General features: G+C 40.6%; 15 protein-coding genes and 6 pseudogenes. 9 read left to right on the top strand and 12 right to left on the bottom strand.

All coding sequences use genetic code 11. The features are described 5' to 3' along the window. Window positions 1-21: 21 nt before the first annotated feature. From E3U36_RS07245 to E3U36_RS07230, 4 genes and pseudogenes are all read right to left on the bottom strand, one after another. Window positions 22-615: an acyltransferase gene (locus E3U36_RS07245; protein WP_180816028.1), complete on the bottom strand. Its 594-nt coding sequence runs from the start codon at window positions 613-615 to the stop codon at window positions 22-24. A gap of 5 nt (window positions 616-620) precedes the next feature. Then, window positions 621-1,571, bottom strand: a pseudogene (locus E3U36_RS07240) (Gfo/Idh/MocA family oxidoreductase). Between the two features lie 38 nt (window positions 1,572-1,609). Beyond that, window positions 1,610-2,916 (bottom strand): annotated as a pseudogene (locus E3U36_RS07235) (nucleotide sugar dehydrogenase). Continuing rightward, window positions 2,822-3,025, bottom strand: a complete 204-nt coding sequence (locus tag E3U36_RS07230) for a hypothetical protein (protein WP_180816027.1) — start codon at window positions 3,023-3,025, stop codon at window positions 2,822-2,824. Before E3U36_RS07230 ends, E3U36_RS07235 begins: the two are co-directional and overlap by 95 nt. Between E3U36_RS07230 and E3U36_RS07225 the strand changes: the two genes are divergently transcribed. Continuing rightward, a complete protein-coding gene (locus E3U36_RS07225) occupies window positions 3,019-3,942 on the top strand; it encodes an IS5 family transposase (protein ID WP_180815966.1) in 924 nt (307 codons plus the stop codon). The genes E3U36_RS07230 and E3U36_RS07225 overlap by 7 nt on opposite strands. A 163-nt stretch (window positions 3,943-4,105) precedes the next feature. On the opposite strand, the gene E3U36_RS07220 is transcribed toward E3U36_RS07225, so the two are convergent. From E3U36_RS07220 to E3U36_RS12980, 7 genes and pseudogenes are all read right to left on the bottom strand, one after another. Next, on the bottom strand, window positions 4,106-4,867 hold the full coding sequence (locus E3U36_RS07220; protein ID WP_180816025.1) for an ABC transporter ATP-binding protein: 762 nt from the start codon (window positions 4,865-4,867) through the stop codon (window positions 4,106-4,108). Then, a pseudogene (locus tag E3U36_RS07215) lies at window positions 4,867-5,910 on the bottom strand (FecCD family ABC transporter permease). Before E3U36_RS07215 ends, E3U36_RS07220 begins: the two are co-directional and overlap by 1 nt. A gap of 6 nt (window positions 5,911-5,916) precedes the next feature. Then, the gene (locus E3U36_RS07210) at window positions 5,917-6,927 is read right to left on the bottom strand and encodes a FecCD family ABC transporter permease (RefSeq protein WP_180816024.1); all 1,011 of its coding nucleotides are present in this window, start codon (window positions 6,925-6,927) and stop codon (window positions 5,917-5,919) included. A 25-nt stretch (window positions 6,928-6,952) separates the two neighbouring features. Next, on the bottom strand, window positions 6,953-7,531 hold the full coding sequence (locus E3U36_RS12660; protein ID WP_238337554.1) for an ABC transporter substrate-binding protein: 579 nt from the start codon (window positions 7,529-7,531) through the stop codon (window positions 6,953-6,955). 32 nt (window positions 7,532-7,563) lie between these two features. After that, window positions 7,564-7,893, bottom strand: coding sequence for a TroA family protein (locus E3U36_RS12655; protein ID WP_238337424.1), 330 nt, complete (start codon window positions 7,891-7,893; stop codon window positions 7,564-7,566). A gap of 1,029 nt (window positions 7,894-8,922) precedes the next feature. Next, window positions 8,923-9,300, bottom strand: a complete 378-nt coding sequence (locus E3U36_RS12985) for an aldolase/citrate lyase family protein (RefSeq protein WP_255479107.1) — start codon at window positions 9,298-9,300, stop codon at window positions 8,923-8,925. A gap of 20 nt (window positions 9,301-9,320) precedes the next feature. After that, complete coding sequence (locus E3U36_RS12980; RefSeq protein WP_255479106.1) at window positions 9,321-9,596, bottom strand: aldolase/citrate lyase family protein; 276 nt, start codon at window positions 9,594-9,596, stop codon at window positions 9,321-9,323. A gap of 205 nt (window positions 9,597-9,801) precedes the next feature. On the opposite strand from E3U36_RS12980, the gene E3U36_RS07195 reads away from it, so the two are divergent. From E3U36_RS07195 to E3U36_RS07170, 8 genes and pseudogenes are all read left to right on the top strand, one after another. Continuing rightward, complete coding sequence (locus E3U36_RS07195) at window positions 9,802-11,427, top strand: IucA/IucC family protein (protein ID WP_369412937.1); 1,626 nt, start codon at window positions 9,802-9,804, stop codon at window positions 11,425-11,427. Then, window positions 11,424-11,654, top strand: coding sequence for a hypothetical protein (locus tag E3U36_RS13230; RefSeq protein WP_369412936.1), 231 nt, complete (start codon window positions 11,424-11,426; stop codon window positions 11,652-11,654). Before E3U36_RS07195 ends, E3U36_RS13230 begins: the two co-directional genes overlap by 4 nt. A gap of 26 nt (window positions 11,655-11,680) precedes the next feature. After that, a pseudogene (locus E3U36_RS07190) lies at window positions 11,681-13,822 on the top strand (TonB-dependent receptor). A gap of 10 nt (window positions 13,823-13,832) precedes the next feature. Further along, a complete protein-coding gene (locus E3U36_RS07185; protein WP_180816022.1) occupies window positions 13,833-15,236 on the top strand; it encodes a Y4yA family PLP-dependent enzyme in 1,404 nt (467 codons plus the stop codon). 11 nt (window positions 15,237-15,247) lie between these two features. Further along, entirely contained in the window at window positions 15,248-15,874 is a 627-nt protein-coding gene (locus E3U36_RS07180; protein ID WP_238337423.1) for a PLP-dependent cysteine synthase family protein, read from the top strand. A gap of 167 nt (window positions 15,875-16,041) precedes the next feature. Continuing rightward, window positions 16,042-16,194: a hypothetical protein gene (locus tag E3U36_RS12650; RefSeq protein WP_238337422.1), complete on the top strand. Its 153-nt coding sequence runs from the start codon at window positions 16,042-16,044 to the stop codon at window positions 16,192-16,194. After that, a pseudogene (locus E3U36_RS07175) lies at window positions 16,191-17,360 on the top strand (NAD/NADP octopine/nopaline dehydrogenase family protein). The gene E3U36_RS12650 and the pseudogene E3U36_RS07175 overlap by 4 nt, the downstream one beginning before the upstream one ends. Then, window positions 17,351-18,367: pseudogene (locus tag E3U36_RS07170) on the top strand (MFS transporter); the annotation flags it as partial. The pseudogenes E3U36_RS07175 and E3U36_RS07170, both read left to right, overlap by 10 nt. A gap of 5 nt (window positions 18,368-18,372) precedes the next feature. Here the strand turns inward: E3U36_RS07170 and E3U36_RS12645 are convergent. Continuing rightward, window positions 18,373-18,555, bottom strand: a complete 183-nt coding sequence (locus E3U36_RS12645) for a hypothetical protein (RefSeq protein ID WP_238337420.1) — start codon at window positions 18,553-18,555, stop codon at window positions 18,373-18,375. Window positions 18,556-18,561 lie beyond the last annotated feature (6 nt).

Below are 18,561 nucleotides of genomic sequence, written 5' to 3'. Positions count from 1 at the left end.
TTTTAATTTTTACTATCTGGTTTATGCTTTCACACGCTCAACTTTATTGTCTCTTAAGCGATATTTATTACCAGTATGGGGACAAATTGTTTCCGCATCTCCATTCAATGGCAGTTCCAATTGCTCGCCAAATTCACTCATCCAACCAATCTGCTTAGCTGGTACACCAACCATTAACGCATAGTCAGACACATCTTTATTCACTACTGCTCCTGCACCAATAAATGCAAATTTTCCAATGGTTATCCCACAAACAATAGTGCAATTAGCCACTAAGGTAGCGCCTTTTTTAATGAGTGTATTATGATATTGATCTTTACGCTCAATCAGCGAGCGAGGATTATAGACATTGGTAAACACCATGCTAGGCCCACAAAATACGCCTTCTTCAAGGATGACATTATCATAAACAGATACATTATTTTGAATTTTACAATAATTTCCAATGATAACTCTATTACCAACAAAAACGTTTTGCCCTAATGAAACATTTTCTCCGATAACCGCTCCACCACAGACATGCACAAAATGCCATACTCGAGTTCCATTACAGATTTGCGCTCCTTCGTCAATAATAGCGCTGGGCTGCTGATAATAGCTCTTGATATTTACCATAATGATTATTTAATTAATTTAGGCAGAAAAGGATGACCTTCTTGCGCTTTAGCCACAGTAGGTGATGCAGATCTTATCGTATCTACTGTTTCAATACAGTGGCACGCATCATTCAAACCATAGCCACGTCCTGCTAATATCTCTTGATAACTAATGGTATGCAAATCAGTAAACCCTTTAGAAAACTCAATTTCCTCATCATCAATCGTAATTGAGCGATAAGTTGTTTGTTTGCCTTTAACTGCTTCAGGTAAATCTTTAGCATCTATAGAGAAGAACCAACGAACTCGCGCTTTTTCATATTCGAGATAACCCGCTGCTTTTTGCTCATCGGTGTAATGCAATTAATTTTTTTCTAACTTACCAAATATAAAATGGAGCATATCAAAGAAATGTACTCCAATATTGGTTGCAAACCCAAATGATTTGCCGGGATCACCTTTCCAACTTTCCATATACCATTTGCCGCGGGAAGTAATATAAGTTAGAACAACATCATATTTATCGGCTCTGTTATTGTGAGCCACTTTTTCTTTTAGTGCTAAAATTGCCTGATGATGTCGCAATTGCAGAATATTATAAACTTTTTTACCCGTCTCTTTTTCAACTAAAACCAGTTCATCCAACTGCTCAAGTGTTGGAACTAAGGGTTTTTCACAAATAACATCACAACCAAGACGCAAACCGGCTGTTATATGGGAAAGGTGAAAATAGTTTGGCGAACATATCGCTACATAGTCTAATTTTGTAGCTGAGTTACGCTGTAAACGATGGGCATAATCATAAAAACGCTCAAATTCAGTAAAAAACTCGCTTTGTGGAGATATACTATCAATAATTACAACCGAGTCATTGATGTCATAAGCAACAGTTAATTCATTATTAGTTTCTGTAATTGCTTTCATATGACGAGGCCCGATATAGCCTGCTGCGCCAATTAAAACAAATTTTTTCATAATATTTAATCCATTAACTTAAAATTAATATAGTGATATTACGTTTTAACTATATTTTTTGCGGGTTCTCGATAAATCCCACGAGTATCAATGAGTAACTTTTCATGAATTTTAATAAGTGGATAGTCAAATTTATCATGATCAGTTGTTAAGACAAGAGCATCAAATGAATCGATACTTTCTGCTGTAAGGTCTTCACTGGTTAAATCGAAATGATGCTCGCGCATATGAGGAAATTTTGGCACATGAGGATCGCTATAAGAAACGATAGCACCTTTTTGTTGAATAATCTCCATTAATTCCACTGCTGGGGACTCTCTCATGTCATCAACATTTTTCTTATAAGCAATACCTAATAATAATATTCTACTACCTTTTAATGCCTTACCTTGTTTATTTAGGCCATCAATCAATTTATTCAACACATATTCAGGCATAGCTCGGTTAATTTCACCTGATAATTCTATGAATCGAGTATTAACACCATATTATCGTGCTTTCCAGGTTAAATAGAATGGATCGATAGGAATGCAATGTCCACCTAATCCAGGCCCTGGATAATAGGGTGTAAATCCAAATGGTTTTGGTGCTGCAGCTTGGATAACTTTAAAATATCAATATCCATTTTATCTGCCACGATTTTCATTTCATTAACCAAACCAATATTAACGGCACGATGAATATTTTCCAATAACTTCGTCATCTCAGCAGCTTTCATTGAGCTCACTGGTACTACCTTATCTATTGCTTGACCTTAAATTGATTGACCAATTTTCAGACATGCTTCAGTACATCCACCAATTACTTTAGGGATCGTTCTGGTTTCAAAATTAGGATTACCCGGATCTTCACGTTCAGGAGAATAGAAAAGAAATATATCTTTTACAACTTTAAAACCTTTTTCTTCAATTCTTGGTAATAATTCTTCTTCAGTTGTACCTGGATAAGTTGTGCTTTCCAAAGATAATCACTGTCCTTTACGTAAGAAAGGTTGAATTTTCTCCATTGTATTAACAATAAAGCTAATGTCAGGTTCTCGATATTTATTTAATGGGGTAGGGACACAAAGAATAATAACGTCACATTCAGTAATATAAGAAAAATCCGTTGTAGCTTTAAAGTTATGTTGTATAGCAGAATGAATTCTTTCTGAAGAAATATGTTCGATATAACTTTCACTGTTATTTAGTTGAGTTACTTTAGTATTATCAATATCGACCCCGATTACTTTATAACCAATTTCATTGTATCTAAGCATTAAAGGTAAACCAACATAACCAAGGCCTACAATAGCAATAATAGCAATAATAGCAATAATAGCAATAATAGCAATAATAGCAATAATAGCAATAATAGCAATAATAGCAATAATGGCTTTGTTGAATAAATCGAACTTTTAGGTGATTGGCGGAGCTGATCGCTAAATTCGTTTCAACATCAGGTCCCCATGGCAAAGCAAAAGTTTAAAATTACCAACTGGCCCGCGTACAACAAGGCACTCAGACAACGCGGTTCCCTGACGGTCTGGCTTGATGAGTCGGCCATCGCTGGATGGACTGACAGTTCTTCGCCTGAAGGTCGTGGCCGGCCGCTTTACTACAGCGATATGGCTGTTACCACTGTCCTGATGATGAAGCGTGTGTTTAACCTGTCGCTCCGGGCATTACAGGGCTTCGTTGATTCGATTTTTAAACTCATGTCTTTGCCGCTGTGCTGTCCGGACTACTCGCTGGTCAGCAGACGAGCAAAGAGCGTCAACATCAGCATAAAAACGCCAACGCGTGGTGAAATCTCGCATCTGGTCATCGACAGTACCGGTCTGAAGGTCTTTGGCGAAGGTGAATGGAAAGTCAGGCAGCATGGGGCTGACAGACGAAGAGTGTGGCGCAAGCTTCATCTGGCAGCAGACAGTGTGACTCATGAGATTATCTGTGCCGACTTATCGCTCAGCGGAACGACAGATGCGCAGGCACTGCCGGGCCTGATTAACCAAACCCACCGGAAAATCAGGGAAGTGTCAGCAGACGGTGCTTATGACGCCTGTTACTGCCACGATGCGTTGCTAAGAAAGAAAATCAGGCCCCTTATCCCGCCGCGAAGCGGAGCGAAATACTGGCCGGACAAGTACCATGAACGTAACCATGCGGTGGCGAATCAGCGTCTGAGCAGGAGTAATGATATGTGGAAAAAGAAAGTGGGTTATCACCGGCGTTCAGTGGCAGAAACAGCGATGTTCCGCATAAAAACTTTGCTGGGTGGCCATCTGAGCCTGCGTGACTATGAGGCTCAGGTAGGTGAAGCAATGGCGATGGTCAAAGCGCTGAACCGTATGACGTTGTTGGGTATGCCACACAGCGTCAGGATCGGATAACAGCTGTAGCACAGGATCGGATAACAGCTGTAGCAGAGGGAGCCATCCTGGCGGCTAATTCTGATTTATTCAACAAAGCCTCCTAAAAATATAAAAAATATTCTCTCGATTATTTATTTATTTTATATTTTGGAATAATTAATGGTTTACCCGATTCAGGATCTTAAATAATACGGCATGGCAAACCAAATACATTTTTAATATTCTGTTCAGTAATAATTTTTTCAGGTTTTCCTTCAGCATAGATTTGCCCCTCTTTCATCATAATTAGACGCGAGGCATAACGTAAAGCTAGGTTAATGTCATGCAGCACCAACACTAACGTTTTCCCTTGCTGATGCAAACGTTGACAAAGATCAAGCATTTCAATTTGATGGGCTATATCTAAATAGGTTGTTGGTTCATCTAATAAAATGATGGGCGTTTGTTGAGCAAGTGTCATCGCAAACCAGACTCGCTGACGCTGACCGCCTGATAATTCACTGACTAATTTTTGCGCCATAGGCCAAAGATCTACCGCCTTTAGTGCATCATGTACCGCCCGTTCATCTTCTGCTGACCACTTTAATAAAAAAGATTGATAAGGATAACGTCCGCGTGAAACAAGTTCATAGATAGTCAATGGTTCAGTGATAACATCGCCTTGTGCTAATAATGATAGCTGCCGAGCAACCCATTTAGGTTTAGCATGGAAAACATCATTACCATCTAAACGAATTTCACCAGACTGTGGCTGAATAATACGACTAAAGGTTTTTAATAAGGTTGATTTACCACAGCCGTTATGTCCGATAATGACACTAAATTCGTTATCATAAATAGCTATATTTACATCTTTAATAATGCTTTTTTTACCATATCCAACAGAGACATCATGGGCTGTCAGCCTTGAAGCAACAAAGGGAGAATGAGTAGATGATACCATTAGCCTATTCTCCTAAATTCCATATACAATAAGTACATTAAATAAATCCCACCAATGACTGCCGTGACTAAACCTACCGTTAAACGCCCAGGCGTGGGCAATATTAGAGTAATAAAATCAGCACTCAACATTAATAAAGCGCCAACTAGCATAGAACAAAATAGTGCTACAACTTTATGCAAAATGAGTCGCCGGGCAATTTGCGGTGCAGCTAGCGCAACAAAAGCAACCGGCCCAACAACCAATACTGATAGGGTGGCAAAAATAATCGCTAATAATATGCTGATAATTTGCACCAACCGAACAGGAGCACCAAGTGTAATAGCGATATCATTACCTAAACTGATATATTTCAACTGCTTACCCAACCAAAACAGAATTGACATAAAAACCAACATACTACTGATCAGCACAACATCCTGCCAACCACGATTAGCCAAACTGCCACTTAACAGTGACCGAATGTGTTGCGCCTGCTCAATAGGCGTATTCGAAATAGCAAAATCAACCAACGCCATACATAAAGCAGCTACAGCAATACCTGAGAGCACAATTTTAGCCGTCTGTATTGCGCCATTTACGGCGCCATTAGCAACATAAACCAATAATACCGCAACAACAGCCCCTATTAACGCTCCAACAGGAATAGGTAAAACACCAGGCTAGAATAATAACGCCACCATAATGCCAACCGCTGCTCCGGCATTAATACCAATAATATCTGGACTGCCTAATGCATTACGCGTAGTGATCTGAAAAAGTGCGCCTGAAAGCGCCAGCGTCATACCCGCACCGATGGCAACTAATGCTCTAGGTAAACGGATCTGTAATAGAATAAATTGCTGATAACGGGTGTTCATCTCTAACCAAGGGTTATCTATCCCTTCCCGTCCAAACGCTAAAATTAGATATAAAAATAAAACTAACAAAAGAAATAAGAATAATATTCTACTGGACGTCTGCCATGAAGGAGCAATAAATCGTATATTTCCTATGCCAAATGTTTTAGTGCCCGTTTGATTAGCTGACAATTCGATCTGCATCATACTTTATTCTGCCATCCTGCTATCAGTTGGTTTTTTGGCTACCCAATAAAGCAAAGGCGCACCAACTACCGCGGTAATAGTACCAACCATTACTTCTTCTGGCGCAATGACTAGTCGTGCTATCACATCAGATATTAATAACAAACATGAGCCGGCTAACATGCTATCAGGCAATAACCAACGAAAATCACTACCTATCCAGGCTCGCATTAAATGTGGCGCCACTAAACCTATAAAAGCAATCGGACCAGCCATTGCGGTTGCAACAGCCGCCAGCATGCTAACACTTAATAGCGACAATAGACGGGTACGCGCGACATTACCCCCCAGAGAATGCACAATGCCGTCACCAAAGACTATAATATTTAATGCGGCACTCAGTGAAAATGTTAAGATAATAGCCACTAATAAATAAGGGATTAACCAACCAGCCTCTGTTAACGATACTGCATTTAAAGCGCCCATGATCCAAAAACGATAACTATCCATCGCTTGTGGGTTGATTAGAACAATGCCTTGCACTACCGCCAATAAACAAGCATTGATAGCGACGCCGGTTAAAATTAGCCTTACCGGGTTAGTATTAAGGCGACTACCACTCATAAAATAAAACAGTAAAGTGGATAAACTAGCGCCAACAAAAGCTGCCCAAAAATGAGAGACATTAGTTAGTACTGGCACTAAAGAGCAAAAAACCACCGCCGCTGCTGCACCGGCATTGATGCCTAATAAACCAGGATCGCCAAGCGGATTACGCAGCAATCCTTGCGTCACTGCGCCTGCTAACGCTAACGCTGCCCCCGCCATTAATCCAATAAAGGTACGGGACTCTCGTGCCTCAATGATTAAATCATAATAATTAACTTGACTATTAAACCAATAATGTTGCCAAACTGCTGATAACGGTACGGGTTTTGAACCAAAACTTAAACTAGCCAGAATACAAAGGCAGGTCAATAGCAACATTAATATTAATCCCAACACCCGGGAAATACGCCGCTTAGGATTTATCATGCTTGACTAACTCCTGCTGCAGTAATTACATAAATTTTGGTAATCCCCAACGTAAACTGAGTAGCGAGCCATACGACATAGACATGACTAGCGCTTGATCCGTTAATGGAATATAAACGCCCTGACGAACTGCCAGTATCGATTGAAATAGCGGCTGAGATTCGGTTTGTTGTCGCTCTTTTTCGCTCTTATACCAGGTCAACAAAATATCAGCATCATTCAGTAAATCAGCATTTTCCAAACCAATGTTGACAGCAAAACTACCAAAAGTAGCCGTGACGGTTTTTGCCAATGGCAATAATGACAAACCAATATGAACCAATGTATCTACCCGTGGATCATTTTTTATATAAATGGATAAACTATTAGCTGTCGTCCCAGCCTTAATATAAGCAAATTGATAGTTTTGTATATTAGGTATGCGATGACCGGCTGCGACTAACATCGCATCAAGTTCAGCGCTCAATTTTTTTCCCTGCGGTTGTTTATCTAATGCATTAGCAATTAATTTAATTTGTTGTTGCTGTGTTGTCTGCCAGGGTTTATCTGGATATCCCACTACCGGAGCAAAATAAGATAACGCATTAAAATCCGCTTGGGTGATACCTGATTGGGTTGCCAGAATTAAATCAGGTTTTAATTTAATAATTTTTCTATATCCAATTCTGGATACATTTCAATGATAACCGGTAACCTGGCGCCACGCCGTTCAATTTCTTCCTTAAACCAGGGTAAATATCCTTGTATATCACCACCCCAATAATGTGACTCAATCGCAATAGGCACGATCCCAAGGGCTAATAAGATATCCTCACTACCGCTTCCCCATGCTACAATCCGTCGCGGTGATTGGTCAATTTCCGCTTTGCCAAGTGCGTTAATGATAGTTTTAGGATAACCGATAGTCTCTGACGCTAAATTGCTTACTACTGTCTGTCTATCACAAGCTGTTAATAAAATTATCATTAATACCAATGGTACTGTGAACCCCATTTTATAAAATATTAATCGTTGTCGCAGCAGTACCATTATTAATAACCTTTAAATCTATGATTTAATTAAAACTGATAATTGAGTGTTGCTTCAATATTACTAGGGGCACCATAGTAATATTGTTTGTAATCATCTAATTGCGTGTAAGAAGTTTTATCAAACATATTATTCAAATTAACTGTTAGCGAAAGCGCTGGTGTTAAATTGATAACGCCCCTTCAAGTTAACAACAGCAAAGCTTGCCTGTTCAGCTTTAACCGGTTTCTTACGCGGCCCATCGAGCTCTGATCTTGCCAGTTAACGCCACCACCAATCGTTAGATTGTTCATCACTCCTGGCAAAGTATAAGTTGAAAACAGTTTAAATAATCTATTTGGCCTTTCTCTATTGATACGTTTACCATCCGAATCTACACCTCGGAACTGGGTATAACCGGCATAAATTTTCCAATCATCGGTGATCTGACCGCTGAATTCAACTTTAAAACCTCGGGTTTTAATACCATCAATAGCATAATAAACACTAGCGCCATCCGGACGTCGCGGAGCATTGTTATCTAATTGGGTAAAGTGATTCTGCCGGATCTAAAATAGTGCTAATGAATAATCGACACCATTATCCATCGCAATACCCTTAATTCCTAGCTCAAAAATTCCCCCACTGACTGGTTAATGGTTGAAACAGTCAGACTGGAATCTAAAGTTAGCGCATTGTTACGCCGTGCTATTTATTGATGGCTTAGTAAAAAACAATCATGTCAAACATCTCGCATACTTGACGTACAATATTGACGATATGTGAGTGATCCTTGTCTATTCTATCTTTTCAGTAATTATTTTTATTTAAATTTTCTGTCACTTTTTCCCAGTAGACGTGAAGCCTGCTTTATCAATGGTAAATCGACCATAACTCCTTCTACCTAAAAAGCGTAATTATCTTTCGATTGCTCAATAACCTTATTGGCCCATTATTTTTGCTCCTCACTTGGCGAGAACACTTTAGCTACAATAGAAACTTGTTTTGGATGAATACATAATTTCGCACCAAAACCGAATGATTGAGCGTGTTGTGCATCAACAGACAAAGTATCGGATGAAAAAAATCAGGGGTAACACAATCAATTGGAGCTGAAAGGTTAGCAACACGTGAGGCTACAACAATTTGGCTCCGTGCGTAAAGAAATGCATCCGACGTTTGCTGACAATTTATATCCAGGGAATAATCCAGAGAGCCAAATGCTATTCTTGTAATACCATTTGTAGCAATAGCGTAAGAGCAGTGTACTCCTCGGTCTGTTTCGATGATGCCAATAAATGGGAGTTCTGTCAGTTTATCTGTTAAATTATTTTTTATTCTATCTATCGTATCGCCAGATTCCATTTTGGGCACCATAATACCTGTTATCGAAGCCCCCCTAATGAATTTAGCATTTTTACATCTTGAATAAAGTCAACACATTCTGGATGGTTAATCCTGATATAAATTTTCGTTGTAATCGAATCCCCATGCACAGCAGTAAACCAACTCACAATATTCTCACGCCCATGAGTTTTTTCTGCAGGGTGAACAGAGTCTTCTAGGTCAATAATTATTGCGTCGGCACCGCATTCAAGAGCTTTAGAAAATGACTCCTTTTTATTTGCAGGGACAAAAAGATATGTGACATCTTCCTTCATAAAAACCACCTAATTTGTTGATAATAAATTAATTTTATCCATTTTGCAAACTGGTCACGATAATAGACAATACGAATGATAATGATATTTATTATTATTTACATGAATTAATTTTGATGCTAACTTAGTGACTTGAATTTTTCAAGACTCGTAACGTGATTAGTATGATTTTTATAGTTTCAACACTCTAACCTAGAAAGAGAAAATGATGGAACAGCCAGGGAAATTAAGCACAAATAAGAATAATCATACCAATTTATTTGATTATTCAATGCGCAACGCACTGACCAGAATAGTCCGATGCCTTTTTGCAGAAAAGTTATTGGATGTGACACAAATTATTATTTATAATAATCAGGTTTCATACACTCTTTCTGATGGCATTAGCAAACTTCATTTTGAAAAAACAACAATTTATCCAGCCAATACAATTATTAATAGAGGGGATATATTCCTTGAAAGTTCCAATGGCCATAAAGTACAGATTCAAACACATGAACATTTGATTGATATTATTCTAAATGATCTTGATTTCAGGCCAACCATGGAAGGGATAAACCAATTCAATGATGATGTCGCAAATAGCATCCACAATGACAGAATGGCTAGAAAACACAGGAAGAATTGGCAGGCAACTATTGCCAAAAAAATGGCAAAGGATGATGAAAGATTTTTTACCAAATGGGTAATGGCACACCATGATATACGTGATGGAGCGACTCTCCTCGATCAATGGGGGGCACTGGAAAGACATCCCTACTATCCAACCTGGAAATCTCGTCCAGGATTGAATGAGCAGGATATTGAAGATTTATCTGCCGAATTTGTTGCTCGAGTTACCCTTCGTATAGGGGCTTTACGAGCAGACATGACATATTACGAAAAAATGCCTCATGTTAAAGATATTCATCAATGTCTTTCAGAGGTTTTTCCTGATACTTGGCCGATATGGTGTGAGTGGTTGAAAAATGAAGGACTCGAACCTGGCATGTGGCTTCCCCTTCCTATCCATCAATGGCATCTCAAACACTGGATCCGTAAACATTTTGCGAAAGAAATTAAAGATGGAATACTCCTGACCGATGGCCCTATGCTTGAAACAGCACCTTCCATGTCATTCAGGACTATGCTACCAACCTCATCTAAATTGCCTTTTATCAAATTACCAGTCGCAATCTGGATGACAAGTGAAATGCGCAGTGTGCAAGCTAAATCGATTCATATGGGTCCACGCATCAGTACAATCATTGATGCGATCTTAAAAGCGGAAAATGGCTTTGATGGTATGCTTGATTGCTTCCATGAAGAGACTGCATGGCATTTCCTTCATCCGGAACTGAAACATGATGCGGAAGGTGAATTCCTTTCAGTCGTATTCCTCAACACGTCACCTTGGCAAATAGAGTCTAATACGCTGGCAGTAACAGTCACGGCGTTATTTACCGAATTACCTCACAAACCACTACCCGTAGTCAGTGAATTTATTGAATTATCGGGTCAGGATCCGAGTAACTGGTTCCGTAATTATGCGTACATTGTGCTTAAACCTGTCCTGGCAATGTATCTGATTTATGGAGTAGCTCTCGAGGCTCATCAACAAAATACTCAGATTTTGTTTGATGAAAAGGGTATGGCGCAGGCAATGCTTATTCGTGACTTTGGTGATGGCAGCACTTGGGCTCCCGCTCTTCGTAAACAAGGTTATGAACTTAAACCTTATTCATGGCCAGGTATTTTATCCACTGTATTTGAAGACGACATTGAGCCCGTGAGAACATTCGTCGTGGATGCTTGCTTTGTTAGTCACTTACACGAACTGATTGGTTTTTGACCGATCTTTATCACATTACAGATAATCTGATGTGGAACATTCTCGGTGAAGAACTAGAACGTGTTTTCAACGAACTACGCCCACGTCTTGATGAACAATTCTGGGATCAGGAACGACAGCATTTCATGCATCATCCATGGTTCCCGCGTTCATTAATGATAATGCATTTACAACAATATACCGATTACCGTATACAACATGGTCTTAATAACGCTCTGCTCGCCTGATAAGAGTGCTTTCTGAGAATAAAGCGATGACAGTAAATCGTAATAAAACTATTTTGCTATGCCATCTTACTACGTTTGTTTTTACTAGCCACATTACGCTGAGCGCTGCCAGTGAGGAGGAACCAATTGTTGTTATCGGAAAAAAATCAAATGAAACTGACGATGGCGATATTATACAACGAGCCAATATTGGCCTGTTAGGAAGTAAAAACGTACAAAATACCCCGTTCATTATCAAAGGTTACACTTCTAAATATATTAATGATCGTCAAGCCAAAACGCTTGGAGATGTTATGCAACACGATTCGTCAGTCCGTGTTACCGCTCTTTCTGGCGGTATTCTGGATTCCTTTATGATAAGGGGATTTCCTCTTGGTGAAGGTAACATTGGTGAAGTCGCACTGAATGGTGTTTATGGTGTTGCTCCTAACTATCAACTCTTAACCCAATATCTTGAATGCATTGAGGTGCTTAAGGGACCAGGTGCTGGGCTGTACGGTATTTCACCTAATGGCGGTGTTGGCGGTGTAATCAATGCAGTAACTAAACGTGCAACCAATAGGGATGTTACTCAGATTACAACAACCTGGGAATTAGATAGCCAATTTGGCACCTACATCGATGTTGGCCGATTATGGTCAAATCCAGATGGTGAAATGTGGGGAATTCGTTTTAATGGTGGAGGTAATAGTGGTAATTTATCACTAAATAATGCCAGTAAAAATGCAGCTCTTGGCGCACTTGCACTTGATTATGCAAAAGGTGGATTCCGGGTATCTCTTGACTTACTGGATCAATATCAGCACGCAAAATCACCTAACCGACCTTTTACCGTTTCCCCCAATATTGATGTCCCAGCAGCTCCAGAGGGAAAGAAAAACATTGCTCAAAAGGGAATGTGGTGGAAGATCCGTGACCAAGGTGTATTACTCCACACTGAGTACGACATTAATGATCATGTAACCTTTTTTGCTAACGCAGGAGGTAGTCGTTCTTTTGTCTCACGCATATCGGAACAAACACCAAACATTATCAATGAACGAGGAGATGTCGTATCAACTATTACTAATTTTCGGTTTAATGTAAATCGTTACACTTTAGAAACCGGTGCTAAGAGCTATTTTACAACCGGACCAGTAGAACATGAGATGACGTTTCAGGCCAGTTACTATCATGATCGCCTAGCTGTTGCTAGTACATGGGGACAAAAGGTTAATTCCAATATTTACTCTCCAACAGCAGAAGATGTCACTATGCCACCTACCCCAACTCATGTACCCAAAATATCTTCAAACCAACTGTATTCAAACCAACTGAGTGGTCTGGCATTAGCCGATACGCTTACACTTCTCGATGGCAGTGTTGATATTATCCCTGGTATTCGTTTCCAAAGAGTTCGTTCCGATAATTTTTCCGCTAACGGAGAACGCTCATCGACGTATGACGAATCGGCCTTTACCACAATGCTTGGACTGGTCTATCGACCATGGCAATCTTTGTCACTATACGCAAACTATATTGAAGGACTTAGTAAAGGCGATATAGCTCCTTGAACTGCTAAGAATTCAGGCCAGGTTATGCGACCTTATCGCTCAAACCATTACGAAGTCGGGGTCAAATATAATCTAGGTGAACTTCTGATTAACCTTGCACTCTTCCAAATAACAAAACCAAGTGGAGCAATTGATAGTAATAATACCTTCAGCACTAACAATGAACAACGCAACCGAGGGATCGAACTGAATCTTTCAGGGGAACCATTGGAGGGTCTACGCATGACAGGAAGTCTCTCACTGATTGATGCTGAACTGACTAAATCACCAACCTCTGGTGTTCGAGGTAATAAACCTGTTAGCGTATCTCCAGTACAGGCAAACCTAGGCGTGAAATATGCCTTACCAGTATTAAATGGACTTTCGCTGAACAGTCAAATAAATTACAGCGGAAAACAGTATGTCAATCAGGCAAACACTCAGTCCATTGGTTCATTGATAACTGTAGATATGGGGTTTGCCTATAAAACTCAAGTTTATAGTATTCAGGCCACCTTCCGTTTTGATGTGCAGAATGTGTTTGACCGTCATTACTGGGCAGGCGTTGCTTCCTACAGCACGATTGCACAAGGCGCTCCACGCACTTTCCTTGCTTCAGTAACCGTTGATTTTTGAGGTAATAAAAATGTCTTCACTACTCAACATTGCTAATCCCCAAAAAACTTCCTGGCAGGTAAACTTTGACAGAGATTTACCTCCCTACCTCGATCCAGTAATTACTGACTGGTTACTACAGTCGCCAGAAATTCTTACCTGCTTAACGGATATGTATAGCTCGCCACTCAATATCGTCTGGCCGCATACTGTGGCTAATAATCTTAAAGCTATGGCTGCGTTTACAGCGAGTTTCGGTATTAAAAGTAAATTTTATTATGGGGTAAAAGTTAACAAATCACAGGCACTACTACAAGCTGCAGTATCTGCTGGAGCTGGTGCAGATGTTTCCAGCCTCCAGGAATTACATGATGCCATACGTGCTGGATGCCATGGAGTTGATCTGTGCACAACTGGGCCGGCCAAAACGCGTGATTTTTTGCAGGAACTAATTCTTAAGGGGGCACGGATTGCGGTAGATTCTTATCAGGAACTACGGGATATTATTGAACTTGCTCAGATCTGGAGAGGAAATTTCGAAAAAATTAGTCTATTGCTACGACTGCGTCCAGATGCAAATTGCTCCAGCCGTTTTGGTATGTTAAGTGATGAAATTATCATCGCTCTTCATTCTCTGGCAGACAATAAGCACCTAGAACTTGCTGGTTTTCATTTTCATCTCAGCGGTTATGCTCCTGAAACAAGGATTAGTGCTTTGCTTGACACCTTACCATTAATTACATACGCCCGTAACCTTGGATTAGATCCTCGAATTATCGATATCGGAGGAGGGTTACCAGTACAGTATGTAGAAAGTCAGTGTTACAAAACTTGGTTATCCTCACAAAAATTTGCAGATTATCGTACGGGCAAGATTCCTGCGTGCTTTTACCCATATGGTGGTGAACTCAATGCTGAACAATGGTTAACAGTATTTCTAGAGAGTCAAAACGCTGTAGGTGATCGTATATCTGATATTTTGTGTAAGGAAGGTTTAACACTTTGTATTGAGCCAGGTAGAAGTCTGGTAAATCAGAGCGCCATAAGCGTATTTCGAGTATGTCGAGTCCGCCCTCACACAGATGACAGTTCTGTTATATTTGTTGAAGGTAGTAGTTTCAGTGCTTGCGAGACCTGGTTTAAGTCTGAATTTCTAATCGACCCAATCCATCTTCGATCCAGTAATCACGCTCAAAATCACTCACCAGGGAAAGCATGGATTGCTGGGCATAGTTGCCTGGATGAAGATGTCATTACTAATCGACTGATTTCGTTTCTTCACTTACCTCAACCTGGGGATCTTTTGGTCTTTGTTAACACTGCCGGTTATCAGATGGATTTCCTGGAAAATCAATTCCATCGTCATCCACTACCAACAAGACTTACCGCATTGATGAATCCCAGTAATAAATTGATGGTCACCGTTGACAATTAAGGAATTTTTAAATGATTTTCAGCAAAGTAACTGATTTAATTGGCAATACTCCTGTCATTCAGTTGCCATTAACACAAGCAGACTCCCGGTTATACATCAAAGTCGAGAAAAATAACCCTGGTGGTAGTATGAAAGACCGTATGGCCAGAAATATGATTGTTGCGGCACTTAAATCTGGGCGCATCCAACCGGGTGGAACGATTGTTGAGTCATCTTCTGGAAACACCGGTATTGGATTAGCGTTAGCCTCTATTGAATTTGGTCTTAAATTTATCGCCGTTGTCGATCACCATGCTGCTCAGGACAAAATATCCATCATGCGAGCGTTGGGGTCTGAGATCCGCTATGTTAAGGGTGACTATGGTGAAAATGAAGTCGCTGTTATTGAACGCCAACGTATGGCAGCCGAGATTGCCAGTGAAATATCAGGTGCGGTCTTTATGAATCAATCTGATAATGCCGCCAACGCAGGTGGGTATGCTGATCTGGTTAGTGAAATTGTCCACCAAATTGGTCGGGTTGACGCATGGGTAGGCTGCATCGGCACTGGTGGTTCGATAACGGGTATTGCACACGGGCTCAAGATTCATATTACCAGTCAGGAACAGGAACACCAAAAGGGGATACGGTTGGTCTAGTGCTAGATTATAGCTGCATTTATTACGGCGAACAGGTTTCTGATTCTTGCGCTTTTGAAACAGCCCGTTATCTTGCTCGACGTTTTGGTTTATTGGTTGGCTGTTCTACTGGGTGAGCAATTTATAAGGCGCTAGAACTCATCGGTAAAGGGATAATCAAGGGCAATGTGGCGCTGGTCATCGCTGATGGAGGTGAAAAATATCTGCACACTATTTTAAATGAAGAATGGCTTAAAGAACGAGATTTGACTGCTCCAGAAATCTGGGATCAACTTGATAACTGGTTTGCTTCTTCCGTAATTCTGGAGTGTAAATCATGATCGCTGAGTATAAACTGAAAGTAACTATCTGTGGTGCTGGTAATACCGGTCACCTTGCAGCGGTTTTATTCAGTCAAAATCCTAAAGTAGACGTTACGCTTTTCAGCAGCCAACCCGAATTTCCTGCCACCTATAGAAAAAATGGTGGGCAAATTCATGCGTGATTGAATGACGGAACCCTATTAAAAGCGAGTCCCTCTTGTGTAACAGCGTGTCCTTATGAAGCTTGCCGTGATGCAGATGTTATTATAATTACTACACCAATTAATGTAAGAGATAATGTACTAAAACTTATTCAGCCAGCACTGCCACGTAATCAACCGGTGTTTGTCGGTGCAATTCCTGGTTTTGGTGGTTTTGACTAGCTGGCAGAGTATCGTTTAGGAACTCTTCCTAACATCGTATTATGGGGGATGAAAGATATTTCCCATATTGCTTTTGAGCTTATCCGGGGGAAAAGTGTCAAACTTGGTGGCGCTAAATCACATCTTTATGTTGCATTACACCGTAGAGAAAAGCCAGAAATAGCAGAAATATTAATTGGTTATCTAAACCAACTTTATGAATCACCTGTGATGCTACTTGCTGATTACCTCGAAATTACCCTAACTCCAGGTAATCCAATTATGCATGGCTCCGTAATTTACGGTTTAATCGGTCCATGGTGGCAGTGGCACAAACATTCCTTTAGCCATATCCCTTGTTGGTGGAATGATTGCCCAGAGTTAGGTGCCTACTTCCTTGCCCGTTGTGATGAAGAAAATCAGTTGCTACGTAAAGCAGCCGAGGCTGCACTTCACATCGATCTCAGCTCAGTACAACCTTTGCAGCAGGAAATCGTCGAGGCCTACGGTGATCTTATTGCTGATTCTCGTACATTGTTAAGTGTTTTAAGAACGAATCAGGCATACGCAGGAATTCCGCTCCCTCTGATTAAAGCTAAAAATGAAGAAGGATATGTTTTTGATCAACACCATAGAGTCTTTCAGGAAGATATTGCCTGTGGTCTTAGCCTTTTGGTTGCTATTGGAAAACGCCTTAATGTGCCAGTGCCTTATATCAATGAAATCTATCTTTGGTGTTGTGAGTATATAGGGGAAAACAGTGCCACCGTCCCTATCACCGCCAGTTGGCCGGAAATTAGGGTGGTAACAGAATGCGCGTGACAGGTAGCGTAGTGTTTATTGTTCAGTTCTTGTTTATCGTACAATTGCTCTCAATGGGCGCAATGGAGATGAGCGGACCTTTCTGGCCGTTACATTTAGCAAGTATGACATCGCAGGAACTGCTGAGTTTTGCCGGCACCGGAATTTATATTGCCCCTATGCTAGGCATTATATTGACAAGCGCGTTCTGGGGGCGCGTTGGTGACAGGATCGGCAATAAAACAATGATGATCCGCGCACTGGCTGGACTTGCTCTAACGCAGTTAGGACTAGCCTTCGCAAATGATGTATGGATTGTACTTATTCTGCGTTTTGTTCAGGCCGCTTGTGCCGGGTATATCGCTCCAGCACAGGCTTATGGTATTGCCATGGTACCGGCATCACAACATACACGTTTATTCGCATGGTTGCAGGTTTCTACCAATACAGGAGCACTTTTGGGGGCTATCACTGGCGGAGCTATTCTCTATCTATTGAGCTTTTTCTGGATCAATATGAGTGCATCCATTATTTGTGCTCTATGTGCTCTTTTGGTGCTCCTAGTATTACCTGATGATGGCCCGACTAAAAGCACATCGACCGCCTCCCCTCTCCTAGAAGGAAAAAACACTTTACGTACCGTCAATAATAGAGCAATGGTTGGATTATTGCTTATTCTTAGTCTGCTATTAATGAGCAGAATGATAACGCAAACCCCGTTTTCACTGTATGTTACCAGCCTTTTCAATGCTCCGAACTGGTTGATAGGATTGGCATATGGTCTACAGGCTACTGGTGTAATCGTTTCTGCTACATTTTGGGCACGGTGGTTCGAACCTCATAATATGCACGCCACCCTAAAGCGTATGTTGAGCATAATAATCGGTTGTTTCCTTATAACCTTGCTGCTTGCAGCTGTGCGTCAAACTGGGTTGTTTATTGCCGTCTATTTTTTGTGGGGAGTATTGATTGGCGCAACAACACCCATACTAACGGCATTAATCTCTCGTGCCGCGGCTAAGGGAGAATAAAGTTATGTACTTGGCCTGACACAAAGTATAAGCCATTTTGCTTCTATTGCTTCTATTGCTTCTATTGCTTCTATTGCTTCTATTGCTTCTATTGCTTCTATTGCTGGTATTGCTCTTGGTGGAGTAACTCTTCTTTGGCCAGGATTGCCTGCTTTGTTTATTTGTGTCGCTGTAATGTATCTCATCACATT

The organism is Arsenophonus endosymbiont of Aphis craccivora (assembly GCF_013460135.1).
Lineage (GTDB): Bacteria > Pseudomonadota > Gammaproteobacteria > Enterobacterales > Enterobacteriaceae > Arsenophonus > Arsenophonus nilaparvatae.
Note: the sequence above shows the minus strand (reverse complement) of the source record. Positions and strands in the feature narration are given on the sequence as shown.

Excerpts from the sequence above, each read along its gene's own strand:
- E3U36_RS07245 (WP_180816028.1), bottom strand. The coding sequence starts at position 615 with ATGGTAAATATCAAGAGCTATTATCAGCAGCCCAGCGCTATTATTGAC.
- E3U36_RS07225 (WP_180815966.1), top strand. The coding sequence starts at position 3,019 with ATGGCAAAGCAAAAGTTTAAAATTACCAACTGGCCCGCGTACAACAAG.
- E3U36_RS07220 (WP_180816025.1), bottom strand. The coding sequence starts at position 4,867 with ATGGTATCATCTACTCATTCTCCCTTTGTTGCTTCAAGGCTGACAGCC.
- E3U36_RS07210 (WP_180816024.1), bottom strand. The coding sequence starts at position 6,927 with ATGATAAATCCTAAGCGGCGTATTTCCCGGGTGTTGGGATTAATATTA.
- E3U36_RS12655 (WP_238337424.1), bottom strand. The coding sequence starts at position 7,893 with ATGATAATTTTATTAACAGCTTGTGATAGACAGACAGTAGTAAGCAAT.
- E3U36_RS12985 (WP_255479107.1), bottom strand. The coding sequence starts at position 9,300 with ATGGAATCTGGCGATACGATAGATAGAATAAAAAATAATTTAACAGAT.
- E3U36_RS12980 (WP_255479106.1), bottom strand. The coding sequence starts at position 9,596 with ATGAAGGAAGATGTCACATATCTTTTTGTCCCTGCAAATAAAAAGGAG.
- E3U36_RS07195 (WP_369412937.1), top strand. The coding sequence starts at position 9,802 with ATGATGGAACAGCCAGGGAAATTAAGCACAAATAAGAATAATCATACC.
- E3U36_RS07185 (WP_180816022.1), top strand. The coding sequence starts at position 13,833 with ATGTCTTCACTACTCAACATTGCTAATCCCCAAAAAACTTCCTGGCAG.
- E3U36_RS07180 (WP_238337423.1), top strand. The coding sequence starts at position 15,248 with ATGATTTTCAGCAAAGTAACTGATTTAATTGGCAATACTCCTGTCATT.
- E3U36_RS12645 (WP_238337420.1), bottom strand. The coding sequence starts at position 18,555 with ATGAGATACATTACAGCGACACAAATAAACAAAGCAGGCAATCCTGGC.